The following is a 15477-nucleotide window of genomic DNA, read 5'->3' as shown; positions in this document are numbered from 1 at the left end:
GTTCGATATCGCAACCGCGTCGTTAGACCTCACGACTCTGCCGCAGCGACCGTCCTAGGGGGAACGATGACCTCGGCCATTACGCAGGACCAGCCGCCGCAACCGTCCAAGGGGGCCACGCCTGACCAAGAACCGCAGGAGGCCAGTGTTCGAGAGGAGGAGTACCTCTACCGCGACGAGTCACGGCTCCAGGCTGGCTCTCTGCTGACTTCCCGCACCATGGCGCGGCGCCTTCCCTCCCTCGTGCGGCGCTCGGTGCAGATGGCCTGGCGCGTAGACCGCGGCGCGACCATCGGCCTGCTGGTGTGCCAGATCGCGACCGGCGTCCTCGCGGCCCTGGGCCTCCTGGCCGTCACGGGCACGATCACCGCGCTGATCTCCTCGGGCGACATCACCGAGCGGCTGTGGGACGCCGCCCCACAGCTGGCTGTGATCGCCGCCGCCACCGGTCTGCGCGCACTGTTGGGCATCGCCGTCGTCTGGCTGACCGGCCGTCTACGCCCAGTGCTCGGCCGGGCCGCGGAGCTGACGATGATCGAGGCCGCGCTGGGCGCGGAACTTGCCGCCAACAACAAGCCGGGCTACAACGACGCCTACGACATCGCCGACCGCGGCGCCCAGGTCACCCCCGACCTCGTCGAAGAAGCGCAGGACGTCCTCGCGGCGACCGCCACGCTCACGGCCGGCGCCACCGTGCTGACCGTCCTGCACCCGCTGCTCCTTCCCCTTCTCTTCCTCGCGTGCCTGCCGCAAGCCGCCGCCTACATCCGCTCCGCACGCGTGCTCTACCTCGCCGCTCTGGAGACCTCCGGGCGGCGCCGGATGCTGGGCAAACTGCGCTGGCACCTGGCCTACATGGAATCCAGCGAGGAGATGCGCGCCTGCCTGGCCGGTCCCTTCCTGATCGGCCGCTATCGGAAGCTGGCCGCCTCGGTCAACGCGGCCGAACGCAAGGCCGCAAACACCGGTGCCTGGATGGGACTGGCCGGAGCCGTGGCTGGCGGGATCGCCTCGACCGCGGTGTGGACGGCGCTGCTTTGGCTCCTGGCCTCCGGGCGCATGAGCTTGGCGGCTGGCGGCGGAGCCGTCTTCGCTCTCCAGACCGCCACCGGCTCGGTGCGCGGCATCATCAACGGCGGGGCCCGCCTGGTGCGCACCGGCTGGTACGTGCAGGACTGGCAGAACTTCCTCGACAATGCCCACGGCCAGGCCATGACCGACTCCCGCGGCACCGCTCCCGTACCCGCGGCCCCGGAGCGCTTCGAGGTCCGCGACGTCACCTACCGCTACGACGGCGCCCCGAAGGACAGCCTGAGCGGCGTCTCCCTCCACGTGCGACGCGGCGAGATCGTGGCGCTGGTCGGGGAAAACGGCTCCGGCAAGACGACCCTGTCCCGCCTGCTGTGCGGACTGCTCCTGCCCACCGAAGGCGACGTGGCCTGGGACCACGCATCCACAGCGGACCTGGACCCGTGGGGGTCGTGGAAGCACGTCGCGCTGGTCCCGCAGAAATTCACCTACCTGCCGCTGACGATGCGCGACAACATCACCTTCGGACAGGGAGACACCAGCGACGCGGCCCTACTAGCCGCCTGCGAGGCGTCCGGCGCCGCGGAGATGCTGCCGGGCCTCCGCTCCGGCCTGAACACCCTCCTGACCAGCGAGTGGTTCGGCGGGCAGCAGCTCTCGGGCGGGCAGTGGCAGCGCCTGGTCCTCACCCGCGCGTTCCACCGGCAGGCGGCGCTACTGGTGATGGACGAGCCCACGGCCGCCCTCGACGCCCGGGCCGAGCATCGGATCTTCGCCGGTCTGCGCGAACTGGCCAAGGACCGCGCCATCCTGCTGATCACGCACCGCCTCACCAACGTCGCCGTCGCCGTCGCCGACCGGATCGTGGTGTTGAACGAAGGGCGGATCGTCCAGGAGGGCACCTACGCCCAGCTCACCCAGCAGCCAGGGCTGTTCCGGACCCTGTGGGAGCTGCAGCGCCGGATGAGCGGGGACGCCCCGTGATCACCGGGCCCGCGCCAGGGCCACCGGTCTGCCGGAGCAGAGACACCGGCCCGCTCCTGATGCTCCCTTCGCACCACGTTCCAACCGCCCGATCAACCCGGAAGGAGTGCCGTGCCGAATTCGCCGACTACTGAAGTCAGCGACGCGAGCGAGCTTCGCCACCAGCTCGTTGAGCAGCTCCGCGCCGGCAGCCATATCCGCTCCGCCGCAGTCGAGCGCGCCTTCCGCACCGTGCCCCGGCACGCCTTTGCCCCCGAGGTCCCCCTCCCCGCTGCGTACGCCAACGACATCGTCCCGACTCGACACAGCGACGACGGCCGGGTCACCAGCTCCATTTCCGCGCCGTGGCTGCAGGCCGAGATGCTCGAAGCCGCCCGCATCCAGGCCGGCCACCGCGTTCTGGAGATCGGCTCCGGTGGCTACAACGCCGCCCTCCTCGCCCAACTCGTCGGTCCGACCGGTCACATCACCGATCTGCCCCTGTCGGCCGTGCTCGCCGTCCACTCCTTCTCCCCGCATCACCCCGACCTTCAGCCCGGCACTCCCTGCCCTGACGAGGTCCGGTTCGTCTTCGACGGGGGAACCCTCACCCCAGACCAGGTGGAGGCGATCCGCCTGCCGCGCGAGGAGCTGTCCGCGCACGCCTTCCTGGAGACCCGGGACGCGGTGCAGAGGCTGCGCCCGGTGGACGGGCAGATCATGCTTGCCGCCTACCGTGCCCGGCTCGGGAACACCGCGACCGCTCACCTCGCCGACGGCCGGCACATCCTCGACGTCCCGGCGCTGGATCGCCATGACGTCCACGTCCGCTACCGGCCCTTGTGGGACAGCCCTCTTCACCGCCGTCCCGTGACCGAGCGGCTGCCCGTGCAGCAAGCCTGGGCGTGGTGCTTCGTCCCCGATGGCCGGGTCGTCGTCGTGGCCGACCCCGGCCCGCGGGGCGCACTGCCGATGCTGCCCGGCGGCACCGTGGAGACGACCGACGCGACTCCCGAGGACATCCTGTACCGCGAAGCTGCCGAGGAGGCCCAGCTCACCCTGGCCGATCCGGTACGACTGGGCTGGGTGCTGGAAGAGACGGGGGAGATCTACGGCGGCGTGGGGCCCAACGCGAGGCTCCGCCTAGCCGCCCGGGTCACCGCCGTCGGCCCGGCGGCCGTCGACCCCGCCACCGGCCCCCCTTCGCCCGCCTGCTCGTCACGCCCGCCCAGGCAGCCGCGCTGCTGGGATGGGGGCCGCCCGGAGCGCGGCAAGCCCAGCTCGCGGCGGAGACGGCACGCAAGTGGTGGGGGCTGCCCATCGCTCGCACCGCCGCCGTCGAGGAGATCCCGGCGGAGGGGATGCGGCTGAGCTGACCCGACCCGCACCCCCACCTCGACTCCTCCCGCTCCACGCCCTCTGAGGTAGCCCCATGCCGTTGTCGCACGATCACATCCGCACCACCGTCGATGCTTACCTCGCTCGCCACCCTCACGAGCGCGAGCAGCTCGGCGGACTACTGGATGCCCTCAACCGGACCGGCGACGAGATCGCAAGCCGCTCCACGTTCACCGGACACGTCACCTGCGGCGCAATCGTCATCGACCCACTCGGCCGCGTCCTGCACGTGCTGCACCTGGCGAGCGGGAAGGTCCTCGCCCCTGGCGGACACACCGAGCCCACCGACCAGTCCCTGGCAGCAGCTGCGCTGCGGGAGCTGCACGAGGAGACCGGGATCCCGCCCCAGGCCGTCACGCCGTGGCCCGGCTACGAGACGGTGCCGCTCGACATCGACATCCACGACATCGACGCCAACCCAGGCAAAGACGAACCAGGCCACCAGCACTTCGACCTCCGGTTCCTCTTCCGCCTGCACACCGCGAACGAGGTGGAGGTGATGCTGCAGGAAGAGGAGGTCGGCGGCATCGAGTGGCGGCCCGTGGACAGGGCGGCCTCCCCTTCCCTGCGCGAGAAGCTCCTCAAGCTCCCGCTCCAGGTCGAACCGGAGACGGCCAACGCCTCCGCACTGATCTACAACGACCGCGGCGAGTACCTGCTCCACCTGCGCGACTACTTTCCCGGCGAGATTTGGGAGCCGGGCATGTGGTCCCTGCTGGGCGGCGGCCGAGAGTCCCAGGACGCCACCCTGGAACACACGGTGCGGCGCGAACTGGCCGAGGAAGCCGGCCTCGATATCGCCGATCTGACCCCAGTCGGCACCGAGTACGCCTCCGACGACGCCGGCGCGGTCGTGCCCATCGCCATCTACGCGGGCCGCTGGAACGGCGATCCCCGCGAACTCCGCCTGACGGAAGGGGTGATGCTGGCCTGGTTCGCCCCGGACGACCTCCACCGCCTCCGTATCGCCGACACCACGAGCGACCTCGTACGGCGCCACGCCGCCAGCCGCCCGGCCAGCACCGCGCCGCAGAGCGGGCTCCCCTCTCCCGAGGAGCGTCGCCCGGCTTCGCCGAACGGCACGGTCCTTAACGTCATCGGCGTCCACCTCTACCTGGAGCGCCCCGACGGGACGGTGCTGCTCGGGCTGCGCCACCCCAACTCCAAGTTCGCGGCGTCCACCTGGCACGCCCTGGCTGGCCATTGCGAGCAGGAGAACGCCATCGCCTGCCTGATCCGGGAGGCACGGGAGGAAGCCGGCCTACGCATCGAGCGCCAGGACGTCGAACTCGTCCACGTCGTCCACCACATCGACAAGGCCGGAGACCGGCCCCGCATGGGCCTGTTCTTCCGCGCCCGCGCCTGGAGCGGCGAGCCGGAGCTGCGCGAGCCGGACAAGTGCACCGAGTGGAAATTCTGGGACCCTGCCGCGCTCCCCGACGACCTCGTCTCCTACACCCGGGTGGCCATCGGAAAGATCCAGAACGGGGAGCTGTACAGCGAGACGGGCTGGCCCGAATGACCGGCACAACGAACCGCGCACGCCGTCGCGTGTCGACTGCGACTGCGGCCGGACGTGAGGACACCCGCCTCGTGGTGATCCGCGGCAACTCGGCGTCAGGCAAGTCAAGTGTGGCCCAGGGACTGCGAGATCACCACGGCCGCGGTGTCGCGATCGTGGGCCAGGACGTGATCCGCCGAAACGTGCTCAGGGAACACGACACCGCGCGCGGCGCCAACATCGCCCTGCTGGGCAGGATCGCACGCGAAGCACTGAACGCCGGCTTTCACGTGGTGCTCGAAGGGATCCTGTACGCCGACCGCTACAGCCACATGATCACGTCTTTGGTCCGTGACCACCGCGGCGTCTCCCGCTGCTACTACCTGGACGTGCCGCTGGAGGCGACGTTTGTCCGGCACGCGTCGAAGGCGGACGCCGCGTACCTGGCGCAGGTCACCGACAGCCACCTCATCTCCTGGTACCGCGAGATGGATCTCCTGCCCGGCGGTCTCGAGACCGTGATCCCGGCCGACAGCACGCTGCAGGACACCGTCGCGCGAATTGTGCGCGAAACCGATCTGGCTTCTGCCTCCCCCGCCCCGCCACCGCAGTGCAAGCTGTCGCAGGGAGACTCGATGAACCCTCTGGTGTTGATGTCCGATCCGCGGGTCGCCGCGATCCCGGTGCGCGAGTGCGAGGAGCCGCTCGTCGACGTCCGTGACCACGAGTTCCGTGTCGATCCCCGCAATCAGGATCCGCTGGGCGCGTTCGCCCACGTCCGCGAGGGCGTCCTGTCCCGGCTGCAGCACGCCCGCTCGCTCCTGCCAGCCGGCACCGACCTGCTGTTCATCGAGGGCTACCGGCCGCTTTCCCTCCAGCAGCGCTACTTCACCGAGTACCGGAACGAGCTGGCCGCTGCTCAGCCCGGCTGGACAGCTGAGCAGCTGCATCAGGCCGCCAGCCGGTACGTGTCGCCGCCGGAGATCGCGCCTCACTCCGCGGGCGCGGCCGTGGACGTGACCCTCCTCGACCAGGACGGCCACGAACTCGATCTCGGCACCCGTGCCAATGCCTCCCCGGAGGAGAGCGGCGGCACCTGCTTCACGCACGCTCCGAACCTCAGCGATCACGCGCGCCGCTATCGCACGCTGCTGCTGAACGCCATGGAGGGCGCGGGTTTTACGAACTATGGGACCGAGTTCTGGCACTTCTCGGTAGCGGACCGGTACGACGCGCTGATGCGGCAGGAGCCGCACGCGCGCTACGGACCGATCGAACTGCCTTAGCGCCGGCGGACTCGTCCACTTCCTCGCCACCCACTCCGATCCGGAGACACAGGAGCGCGGCCACCGCTCCATGGCCGGTCGCGACCCCCAAGACCGCGACGGTCGGAAAGCATCGAACGGAGGCATGTATGCCTGACGACACCCAGCAGGCGCTCCCAGCCGTCTCTAGCCCCTCGGCCGGAGACGAACCACACGAGCACCACATGCACCTGCTCGGGCGGTGCTACCGCCAAGTGGAAGCAGGGCGCAAGACGATCGAAGTAAGGGTGGCCACCCCGCACAAGCGCGACATCAGCGTCGGCGACACGGTCGTCTTCCACGACCGGGATACTGGGCGGGAACTCGACGTCCTCGTGCAGCGGATCACCCCGTACCCCTCCTTCGAGGACCTGCTCCGCTCGGAGGACGCCGCGCGCATCGACCCGGACGGGCCGCCCAGCGAGCTGCTCGCCAACCTCCGCGGCACCTACCCGCCGGCCAAGGAAGCCCTCGGCGTTCTCGCCCTCGCATTCGACCACCGCCCTGCCCGGCCCGGCCGCCCCATGCCGATGACGGCCGAGGAGTACGCCCAGACCGTCCCCCACCACACGGTGTACGGCTGCCTGTACATCCGCGACGAGCATGACCGGCCGGTCCAGCTCCGCTCGGTCTACGGCTCGAGACTCTGGCAGTTCCCGGGCGGCAACCTGGACGCCCCAGGCGAGGACCCGCTGCAGACCGCCCGGCGGGAGGCGGTCGAGGAGACCGGACTCGAACTCGCCCTCAACGCACCGATCCTGATCCTGACGCACTTCCTGCACGCCGGGCCCCGGCTGCCGCTGAACAAGATGGGGCTCATCTTCGACGGAGGGCGGCTGACCGCCGAGCAACTCGGCCGGATCCGGCTCGATCCCGCGGAACACGACATGTGGGCCGTCCACGACCTCGCGACCTGGCAGGAGCTGATGGCGCCGCGCGCCTTCGCCCGCCTCGACGCCATCGAACGAGCCCGGCGCGGCGAGGGCCCCGCCTTCCTGATCACGCACACCTGACCCCTGAACACCCGCCCACCAGGAGGCAACTGTGCCCGCCGAGGACACCAACACCCGGACCTGGCAGATCTACGGCCAGCGCCAACTGACCCGTGCCTACACCCCACCCGTCCCCGAACGGCTCGGCTGGACGCCCTGGGAAGGGATCGGACCGGGAGCAGAAGTCCTCGGCGACGTCACCGGCCGCCGCGTCCTGGACATCGGCTCCGGAGCCGGCCACCACGCCGTCCATCTCGCTCAGGCGCACGGGGCGCGCGTCACCGGCATCGAGCTGTCCCCGACCCAGCACGAACGCGCCGTCGGCGCCCATGCGGACGTGGACGGCGTGGAGTTCATCCAAGCGGACGTGACCGAGTACCTGGCCGGAGCCGAGCCGTTCGACGCCGCGTACGCGATCGGGACGCTCGCCTTCATCGACCCGCACCGCTCGCTGCCGGCACTGCGCGACGGCCTTCGCCCCGGCGCCCCGCTGATCCTCTCGCTCCTGCACACCGACCTGCACGGCCGCGGTCCATCCATGGAAGTGGCGCCGCGCGAACAGACGATCCTGCTGCGGGACGACCCGCCCCTGCCGACTCAGATGTGGGTCCTGGCACCGCAGCTGTGGGAGGACCTGCTCACCGAGTACGGCTTCCGCGTCGAAGCCATCGACCTATACCCACACCCCGACGAGAGCGCCACGGTCATCCAGCAGCTCATCCGCGCCCGGCGCCTTCCCGACCGGCCGGCGCGCGTCTCCAGCCAGCCCCGTAGCACCCGAGCGCCGGCCGCCCACGCGGCCGTCGGCGTCGGCGCGATCCTGCTCAGCGAGCAGGGCATCCTGCTGGGCCGGCACCGCCGCGGCACCCTCGAACTGCCTGGCGGCAGCGTAAAGGCCGGGGAATCCGGGTGACGGCCCGCCCTGGACGAGGACGACACCGAGGCCCGCACAGACCACACCAACACCCCCCCTGCCCGCCCCGCCCCCGCCTGATGTGAAGGTTCGGGGGTATACGGGTCGGAGCACGTTTGGGCACGGGGCGAGGCGGACCGGCATGGAACAGACAGCAGGCGGCGAGAACGGACACTCGCTGCTGGGGGACGTCATAAGGGTGTCCGGCGCGTTCGAAGGCAGCGAGGACATCGCCGTTGCCCGCGACCTCGCCCGTGGATTCCTCACCGACGTGCAGGCCGTGCACGGGCTGCCGGTGTCCGGACGGGTGATGGGCATGGTGCAGCTCGTGGTCAGCGAACTGGTCACCAACGCCCGCAAGTACGCTCCCGGCCCCTGCGTGCTCACCCTGGAGATCAACGGCGGCGCCATCGAAGTGACCGTCTGGGACAGCAACCCCACCCCGCCCGCGATCCTCGCGCCCGACCCGACCCGCATCGGTCAGCACGGGCTGGAGATCGTGATGGCCGTCGGCCAGAGCTTCGCCGTCCACCGCGAACCGGTGGGCAAGCGGATCACCGCGGCGATCGTGCTGGCCGACGACCCCGGCGGGGACGCTGCCGGCCGTCAGCTGTGACCGGGTGAGACCTCGGGCAGGCGGTCACGCACCGGCCGCCGGCCCGTCCGCCAGCACCACGATGCCGTTCCCGTCCGGCGTCTCCACCACCGTGTGCCCGCACTGGACCAGCAGGCCCGCCACTGCGGCCCGCACCACCACCCGCATCCCGTCGCTGGACGCCCCACGCTGATCCGCTGCCAGCGCGGTGAACCCGTGCGAGGTCGTCCAGCTCACCAGCACGCCCGCGGGCGCCTCGCCCACTCTCAGCCCCGGCGCGGCGTCGTCCGCCTCATCGACGACATGGAAGCCCGCCAGCTTCAGGGCATGGCGAACTCGTCCAACGAGCTGGGGGCGAACGGATGGCACCCGCCTCGCCTGCCCCGAAGGAATCGGATCATGCCATCGGCTGCTGCGGACCCAATCGAAGCAGCTCCCGACCATGATCAATCTCAGCGCTACTCCTCACTCCCGCGGCCGCTGTTCGAGCGGACCCCGCTCTGACGCCAAGGGCAGCGGAGCCGCCCCTATGCGCTCGTGGTCGGAGGCCGGCCCGCGTGTTCCACTCCACAACGCCGACCGCGTCGTCGCGGACCTGAACGTGCTCCGGCAGCCGGCCCCCGGCACTCTCGCCCCACCAGTCAAACAGCGCCCTGATCAGAACGAACCTGCCGCTGGCCTGGATGGAGATTCCCGCGAGTGCCACGTAGCGGTGAGCAGATACCTGTGCGGGCGACCCGGTGCGGCTGCGATAATGAGGACGAGCGGCAGATGGGGCAGTGGGAGCAGCAGGCGCACCCGGCCCGCCTGAGAGAAACATGCGATCCGGGGGACCGTGCCGAAAAAACGCAACGCTGCCCAGCGCATCGGGGCGATCGGAGAGGACCGTTTCCGGCTCTCCTGCCAGGAGAACTTCATCATCCCCAACAAGGTCGAACACGACTTCGGGTTCGACTTCCTGTGCCAGCCGGACCTGGCCGCGGACTTCGGCGGGACCGGACCAGTATCCGGAGTTTTCGTCGGCTTCAGCGTCCGCGCGACGGATCGGGACGACGGGCGGATCCGGCTGAACCGGGCGGATGCCGAGTGCCTGCTGGCAGCCCAGTTCCCGACCGGTCTCGCCCTGGTGAAGTTGAACGGGCCGAAGTCCGCGGCCGTCTATTTCCGGATGATGGACGCCGCCTTCATCGTGGAGCTGTCCCAATTCCTGGCGTCCGCCAAGAAGTCCACGCACTTCACCCCCAAGGACATGCGGCCCGTGGCGGAGATCCGGGAGGCGATCAGGGAGGTAAGCGCCCCCGGCTACCTTGAGCAGGTGCGGGCCGACGCTGCCCGGAAGATTGCCGAACCGATCACCGGACCAGTCCAGATCCAGATCCACCGCGATGCCGACAGCCAGGCAACCCTCATCACATCCCTGGACCTGTACGCGTGGTTCGAGCAAGGAACCCCCGCCGAGCAGGAGGCGCTCTACCTGGCCACCTTTGGTGAACCGGTACGACGTGATCAGAGGATGCGCAAACTGGCGCTGAGCGGCAAGGTCATGGGGGGCCTGGCGCACCTGCCCCAGCCGTATCTGCTGGCCGGTTTCGTCATGGACCATCCCACCAGGGTGCGGGTCCAAACCACTTCCGTGTCCGCGGAACTGCCGGTGCTACGTACCGCCAACGACCACCACTTCGGTTACGTCTACCCTGCGGGTTTCGCCCTGACCGTTTCCGCCCGGGTCGAGAAGGACGGTCAGTACGTGCACCTGATGCGGGCGCTCGCCGACCCGGACAGCGATGCTCTCCTGGGCGACCATCCGGACCTGCTTGACTTCCTCACCACTTGCCACCCTGAGTCGGTCTTCTCTTTCGACGACCGCGACGGACCGCCTCTCGATGTGACGTACTTCAAGAGCTTGGGCGATCTGGCCCAGTGCGCGGCGGCCTACCGCGATGCCCAAAGCCTGGCCGGCTGGGACGCCGTGCCTGTCATGGTCAAAGACATGGCCAGCCTAGAATCCCAGTACTCCCTGATGTTCCTGGGCTCGGCAGCCGACCCGCAGACCCAGCCGATCCCCCGGGGACTCCTCCTGGCGGCGCCGGAGGTGGAGGAGGACTGCGACACCGCGTCCGGGACCATTAGCGTCCCAGTTGTCTGCAACCTGGCCCACTCCAGCCTCGTCGCCTGGTTCTCCGGCCACGGATCCGTGCTGTTCCATGATGGTGATCTGTGCGGATTCAAGGTGCCCGCCTTCCGTGTGGACACCATCGAGGTGCTTCCCCGAGTGCCGAGCCGGTCCCTGTTCCCACGAGTCCTGCTCGGGCCGCGGACGCTGATCTATGACGCAGGACGGTGGGAGGAGGGTGACGCCGAGACAGGGCAATGGGCGGACGACGTCCACCTTCGTTTCCAGCTGGACTAGAGCCAGGGCCGGCGCTCGGCCATCGCGAGCAAGATCCGGTCCGAATAGGCCGGCCCTATGAGCTGCACACCGATCGGGAGGCCGTCGGCGCTGTGCGCAAGAGGCATGACCAGGCTGGGCAGACCGACATGGCTGGTGAGGTTGGCCCAGCCGGTTTGGTCGAAGAAGCTCCGTTCGACGCCGTCGACCGTGAGAGAACGGCTCCCGGCCGGGATCGCCGCAGTAGGAGCGGCGGGCGTAATAAGGACGTCGTACTCACCGTCGGCGAAGAACTGGTGCCACGTCTGCTGGAGTCGGAGGCGCTCCTCGTTGGCGCGGAGCCATGCGCGATGTGTCTGGGTTCGGTGGCGGAGGAAGGTGGCGCGTGGGCTCGCGTCGTCTTCGTGCAGGTCACTCGCTGCTGCGAGTTCGGCCGCGCCCGCTGCGTCGCCGGTGGCGGCCGTCGCGGTGCCGTGGAGGAGTTGCTCGAAGAGGCGGAGGGAGTCGGCGAAGCCGACCGGCCCCACTGTGCGACGGACGTCCACTCCGGCGGAGGCCAGTGCCTGCTCAACAGAGGCGATGGCCTCGGCCGTTTCGCGGTCGACGGGGCAGCGTGCATCCTCGGCCCACACCGCCACGCGGAGCTGGCCGACTGCACGACGCGCGGTGGGCAGATTGACGCGCCAGGGGCTGTTCTCTGCGGGTGATGGCGTCGTCAGCGCGTCGAGGAGCAGGTCAAGGTCGCGGGGGTGGCGTGCCAGTGGGCCGGGGGTGACCATGTCACTGCTGGTGATCCATCCCGGCGGGCGAGGGATGTGGCCGCGAGCCGGGATGAGTCCGAGCGTGGGACGCAGGCCGTAAACGCCGCAATAGTGAGCCGGAAGCCGAAGTGAGCCAGCGAGGTCGCTGCCGAGGTCGGCGGGGGTCAGGTGGGCGGCGACTGCGGCGGCGGGGCCGCCGGAGGAACCGCCGACGGTGCGCTTGGGGTCGTGCGGGTTGAGCGTGGGCCCGAACAGGCTGTTGTCCGTGTGCAGGTCCTGACAGTACGCCGGAGTGTTGGTCTTGCCCATGATCACGGCGCCTTGATAGCGAAGCCTGGCGACCGCGTCAGCGTCACGTGCGGGAACGTGATCCGCCAGGTCCTCGGCGCCACTGGTGGTGCGCAGGCCGGCCGTCTCGAAGCTGTCCTTGATCGTGAGGGGAAGGCCGTCAAGGGTTCCCCACTTCTCGTTGCGAGCGCGGCGTTCATCCGCCGCTTGTGCGGCGGCCCGGGCCGCCTCGTCGTCGCGGGTGATGACGGCGTTGACGTGGCTGGCGCCGATCCGTTCGAGGTGGAGGTCGAGCAGCTCTCGGCTGGAGATCTCGCGACGGTCCAGGGCTTGGAGCTGCATGTGGGCCGGTTGGTGGGTGAGATCGGTCGTCATCCGGAGACTCGCTCAAGGTGGGGGGCTCGGGCGGGCTGGCGGGGCAAGTGGCGAGCGACATCGAGGAGAGCGTCGATGTCGTCCATGGGCCGGCTGGTCTGGCGTTCGGAGTCGGCGAATTCGGTGAGCTTGTCGGGCGCCGGGCGGGCGCCTTCGGCCCTTGCGGCGATTCCGGCGAGGATCTGGTCGGCTGTGACGGCGGCCGACAGCTCCTGGCCGTGAAGCCCTCGGGCCCGGTGGTGAGCTTCGCTGGCCTCGCGTACTGCGGCATCGAGGTACTGGCGGATCACGAACCGGCCGTCCCGGATTTCGACTGCTCGGCGGTAGAGCCGGATCGAGATACGGCGGAAGCGGCGTCTCTGGTCGGGGTCGACTCGGTCGATCGGCAGCTCGATCTCGGGCGCTTCGCTGAAGAACACCAGCCACAGGGGACGCAGGCCGTAGTAACTGCGGTACTGCTTGATCCGGTACTGGACGCTCTGGGCTTGGTCGCTGATGGTGGGCACGAGCCAGCCAATGAGCGTGAGCATGGCGCCGATATCGCCACAGGTCCAGGCGAAGTCCTCCCACTCAGCGAGGGAGGTACCGAAGGCGCCGGCGATCACGTCGCCGATGCGGACGGCGCTGTATCCGAGGGTGACTGTAGCCCCGAGGGCGACGATGCGCAGGCCCAGGCGGACGGATCCACGGGTGCTGCGGCGGGCCAGGCGCCAGCAGGCGCGGGCGAGGAACAGCTCCCCGACGGTGTAGGCCGTGACGTACAGGGTGAGGTACGCGGCGTACCAGTCGTCGTGCGCGTAGTACAGCGTGAAGTTGATCGGATGCGGCGCGCTGGGCGTCAGCAGGGCGAACAGCACCAGCAGCCCTGCGATCACCGCGAGGCCAGCCCCGAGCCACCGGCGACTTTGCTGGCGGGCGGCCTCAGGTGGGGATCCCCAGTAGGTGAGGACCACCTGTTGGCAGGCCAGCAGCGCGACAACGCAGCCTTGCGCGAGAGGCACGGAGACGTTGACGGTGCCGAGCACGCGGTCGAGATAGTTCCACATCGGCGTGATGGAGAACAGGAACGACAGTCCTGACAGTAGGAAGACGGCGGCCAGCGCGGTGGAGGCGGGGTCTCGGCGGCGGGTCAGCACGTCCCGCAGGAGGCAGAGGAAGCCGAGCGTGGCGACGACGAGGCTGATCGGATGGAGCAGGTCCTTCACGACCGAGCCTCCCGTCGACGCAGAAGCGTGTGCGTGACCCGGTCCTGGACTTCGTCCCCGGAGGACTCATCGCTTCGCAGCCACCGGTCGATGATGCGGTGCTGGAGCAGCGAAGCAAGGAGTTCAGTGTCCCGCTCCTCGTCCTCTTCGTACTTGGTGCGCCCCAGCATCATCTGCACGGTGGCCGGGTCCACGCTGGTGATGAAGGTCGGAGCCAGCGCGGACACCGGCCGATTTTCGTGGTGGCCAAGCAGGAGGTGGCTGAACTCGTGGGCGATGATGTGGTCTTGATGCAGGGAGGTGGTCCGTGGGTCGTAGAACACATGGACGGCATTCTCCGTGACGGCACATGCCCCGCACACCGAGGGCGCCTGCTCCCGGGGCTCCAGGACCACCGGCCGTCCCGTGCGGCGAGAGACCTCGTCGCTGAGGTCGCGGATATTGGTGACGTGCGGGAGCTTCAGCTCCGCCAGGAGGTCAGGCCCCCTCAGCCTACGTGCAGGCCACATTGCTCTTCCTTGATCACTTACTGAACTGAGACCGATTTACACGCCAGTTGAGGGCGGCAACCCCTCGGACTTTCGTACACCCTCGACGATCCCCAGGATGGCGTCCTTTCCATCCGCAGAGACGTCGGAGAGTCGAAGAAGAACGTTCTTGATCTTCGCGTCCCGAAGCAGCGCGAGCAACTCGAGTTCCTGCACAGTCTTTTCAGCGACAACATCGTCGAACCAATAGGCAGGATCCACTCCGAAAAAGCCTGCCAGCGCTTCGAGATGACGCTTCGTCGGATTATCCCGCTGCCCCGTCCGCAGGAGCCACAGATACTGGGCCGACAGCTTGCCCAGCCCCCGCTTCTCCATCAGTTCGGCCACTTCAGCGTTGCTGAAGGGGCCGCGATCGGGCGGGTGCACCGTGTCGAACAGGCGGTTTAGGCGGTCCATGAGCCCCTTGGGGTTCACCTGACCTTCGATCGACACCTTCATGATCCTTTCCCGGTGAGCTTCGCATCACTTCGACCACTCTACCCCGCGATAAACACGAGTTGACGGGCCGATCCCGCATATGGAAAGTTCTTCCCCACCAGCACGTTTACGTATGGCGCACGCCGCCCTTTTGGGTCGATCTGCCCGTTTCGATCGGCAGGAGTACGCCGGGCGACGTGGCGCGAGCCACATTCGCCCAGCAATACACGTCACGTCTGGCGTACCAGGCTTTGATTTTCGACCGGAAAGCGCGGAGGCGACAGTGGAAACACCCCATCCACATCGCATTCCCGCTGGGGGGAATATCAGACACCCGCCTCAATTCGGACACAGTGACGCGTTCTCGGCGTTCAGGGCAACCGCGGTAACGGTGCCCTTCGACGCCGGAGGGCGGCTCATGCCGCGCAGTACAGGCGGTTCCGGCGATAGATCGCTCCGTGACTCTCTGCAACCAGTACAGAGTTTAAGAACCAAGTCTGGATCTTGACACGGGTCCGTGCGTATGTTCGTCGTCCCCGGGCAACCCGCCCGCGACGACGGACGTAAGGAGCACGCGAGCACGGACCGGACCGAGAAGGTCCCGTAATACAGCGACGGCGCCCGAGAGCGGTAACTCGCGGACGCCGAACGCTAAGCGGCATACCCGCCCCGGCAAGGGCGGAGATTGCCCACCATCACCACGCTGAGTCCTTCCAAGGGGCGCGTCAGCATGGCAACACTGCAAAGGGGAGTATCGCATGCCTCCTGCCCTGCGCAAAAGGCCCTTCCGTCTGGCCTG

The 15477-nt window shown here is 68.9% G+C and carries 13 protein-coding genes; 8 read left to right on the top strand and 5 right to left on the bottom strand.

All coding sequences use genetic code 11. The annotated features are described in order from the left end of the window. Positions 1–66 precede the first annotated feature (66 nt). From ACWD3E_RS35265 to ACWD3E_RS35235, 7 genes are all read left to right on the top strand, one after another. Positions 67–2013: an ATP-binding cassette domain-containing protein gene (locus tag ACWD3E_RS35265; protein WP_451391600.1), complete on the top strand. Its 1947-nt coding sequence runs from the start codon at positions 67–69 to the stop codon at positions 2011–2013. A gap of 111 nt (positions 2014–2124) precedes the next feature. Then, positions 2125–3363, top strand: coding sequence for an NUDIX domain-containing protein (locus ACWD3E_RS35260; protein WP_451391599.1), 1239 nt, complete (start codon positions 2125–2127; stop codon positions 3361–3363). Positions 3364–3424: 61 nt separating this feature from the next. Beyond that, positions 3425–4912, top strand: coding sequence for an NUDIX domain-containing protein (locus ACWD3E_RS35255; RefSeq protein ID WP_451391598.1), 1488 nt, complete (start codon positions 3425–3427; stop codon positions 4910–4912). Further along, complete coding sequence (locus ACWD3E_RS35250) at positions 4909–6177, top strand: M15 family metallopeptidase (protein WP_451391597.1); 1269 nt, start codon at positions 4909–4911, stop codon at positions 6175–6177. Before ACWD3E_RS35255 ends, ACWD3E_RS35250 begins: the two co-directional genes overlap by 4 nt. Positions 6178–6305: 128 nt before the next feature. Beyond that, complete coding sequence (locus tag ACWD3E_RS35245) at positions 6306–7208, top strand: NUDIX domain-containing protein (protein ID WP_451391596.1); 903 nt, start codon at positions 6306–6308, stop codon at positions 7206–7208. A 31-nt stretch (positions 7209–7239) separates the two neighbouring features. After that, positions 7240–8100, top strand: coding sequence for a class I SAM-dependent methyltransferase (locus tag ACWD3E_RS35240; RefSeq protein WP_451391595.1), 861 nt, complete (start codon positions 7240–7242; stop codon positions 8098–8100). 142 nt (positions 8101–8242) lie between these two features. Continuing rightward, complete coding sequence (locus tag ACWD3E_RS35235; RefSeq protein WP_451391594.1) at positions 8243–8716, top strand: ATP-binding protein; 474 nt, start codon at positions 8243–8245, stop codon at positions 8714–8716. Positions 8717–8740: 24 nt separating this feature from the next. Here the strand turns inward: ACWD3E_RS35235 and ACWD3E_RS35230 are convergent, their stop codons facing one another. Next, positions 8741–9064: a hypothetical protein gene (locus ACWD3E_RS35230; protein ID WP_451391593.1), complete on the bottom strand. Its 324-nt coding sequence runs from the start codon at positions 9062–9064 to the stop codon at positions 8741–8743. Between the two features lie 466 nt (positions 9065–9530). On the opposite strand from ACWD3E_RS35230, the gene ACWD3E_RS35225 reads away from it, so the two are divergent. After that, positions 9531–11105 (top strand): hypothetical protein, encoded by a 1575-nt coding sequence (locus ACWD3E_RS35225; protein ID WP_451391592.1) that lies wholly within the window; start codon positions 9531–9533, stop codon positions 11103–11105. Here ACWD3E_RS35225 and ACWD3E_RS35220 read toward each other — a convergent pair. Genes ACWD3E_RS35220 through ACWD3E_RS35205 form a run of 4 tightly spaced genes read right to left on the bottom strand, consistent with a single transcriptional unit; the run spans position 11102 to position 14699 of the window. Next, complete coding sequence (locus ACWD3E_RS35220; protein ID WP_451391591.1) at positions 11102–12508, bottom strand: amidase family protein; 1407 nt, start codon at positions 12506–12508, stop codon at positions 11102–11104. The two genes, ACWD3E_RS35225 and ACWD3E_RS35220, sit on opposite strands and share 4 nt — an antisense overlap. Then, on the bottom strand, positions 12505–13713 hold the full coding sequence (locus tag ACWD3E_RS35215) for an MAB_1171c family putative transporter (RefSeq protein WP_451391590.1): 1209 nt from the start codon (positions 13711–13713) through the stop codon (positions 12505–12507). Before ACWD3E_RS35215 ends, ACWD3E_RS35220 begins: the two co-directional genes overlap by 4 nt. Further along, on the bottom strand, positions 13710–14222 hold the full coding sequence (locus tag ACWD3E_RS35210) for a hypothetical protein (RefSeq protein ID WP_451391589.1): 513 nt from the start codon (positions 14220–14222) through the stop codon (positions 13710–13712). Before ACWD3E_RS35210 ends, ACWD3E_RS35215 begins: the two co-directional genes overlap by 4 nt. A 36-nt stretch (positions 14223–14258) precedes the next feature. Then, complete coding sequence (locus ACWD3E_RS35205) at positions 14259–14699, bottom strand: helix-turn-helix domain-containing protein (protein ID WP_062643774.1); 441 nt, start codon at positions 14697–14699, stop codon at positions 14259–14261. Between the last annotated feature and the right edge of the window lie 778 nt (positions 14700–15477).

The sequence above is a fragment of the Streptomyces sp. NPDC002676 genome, assembly GCF_053592455.1.
Note: the sequence above shows the minus strand (reverse complement) of the source record. Positions and strands in the feature narration are given on the sequence as shown.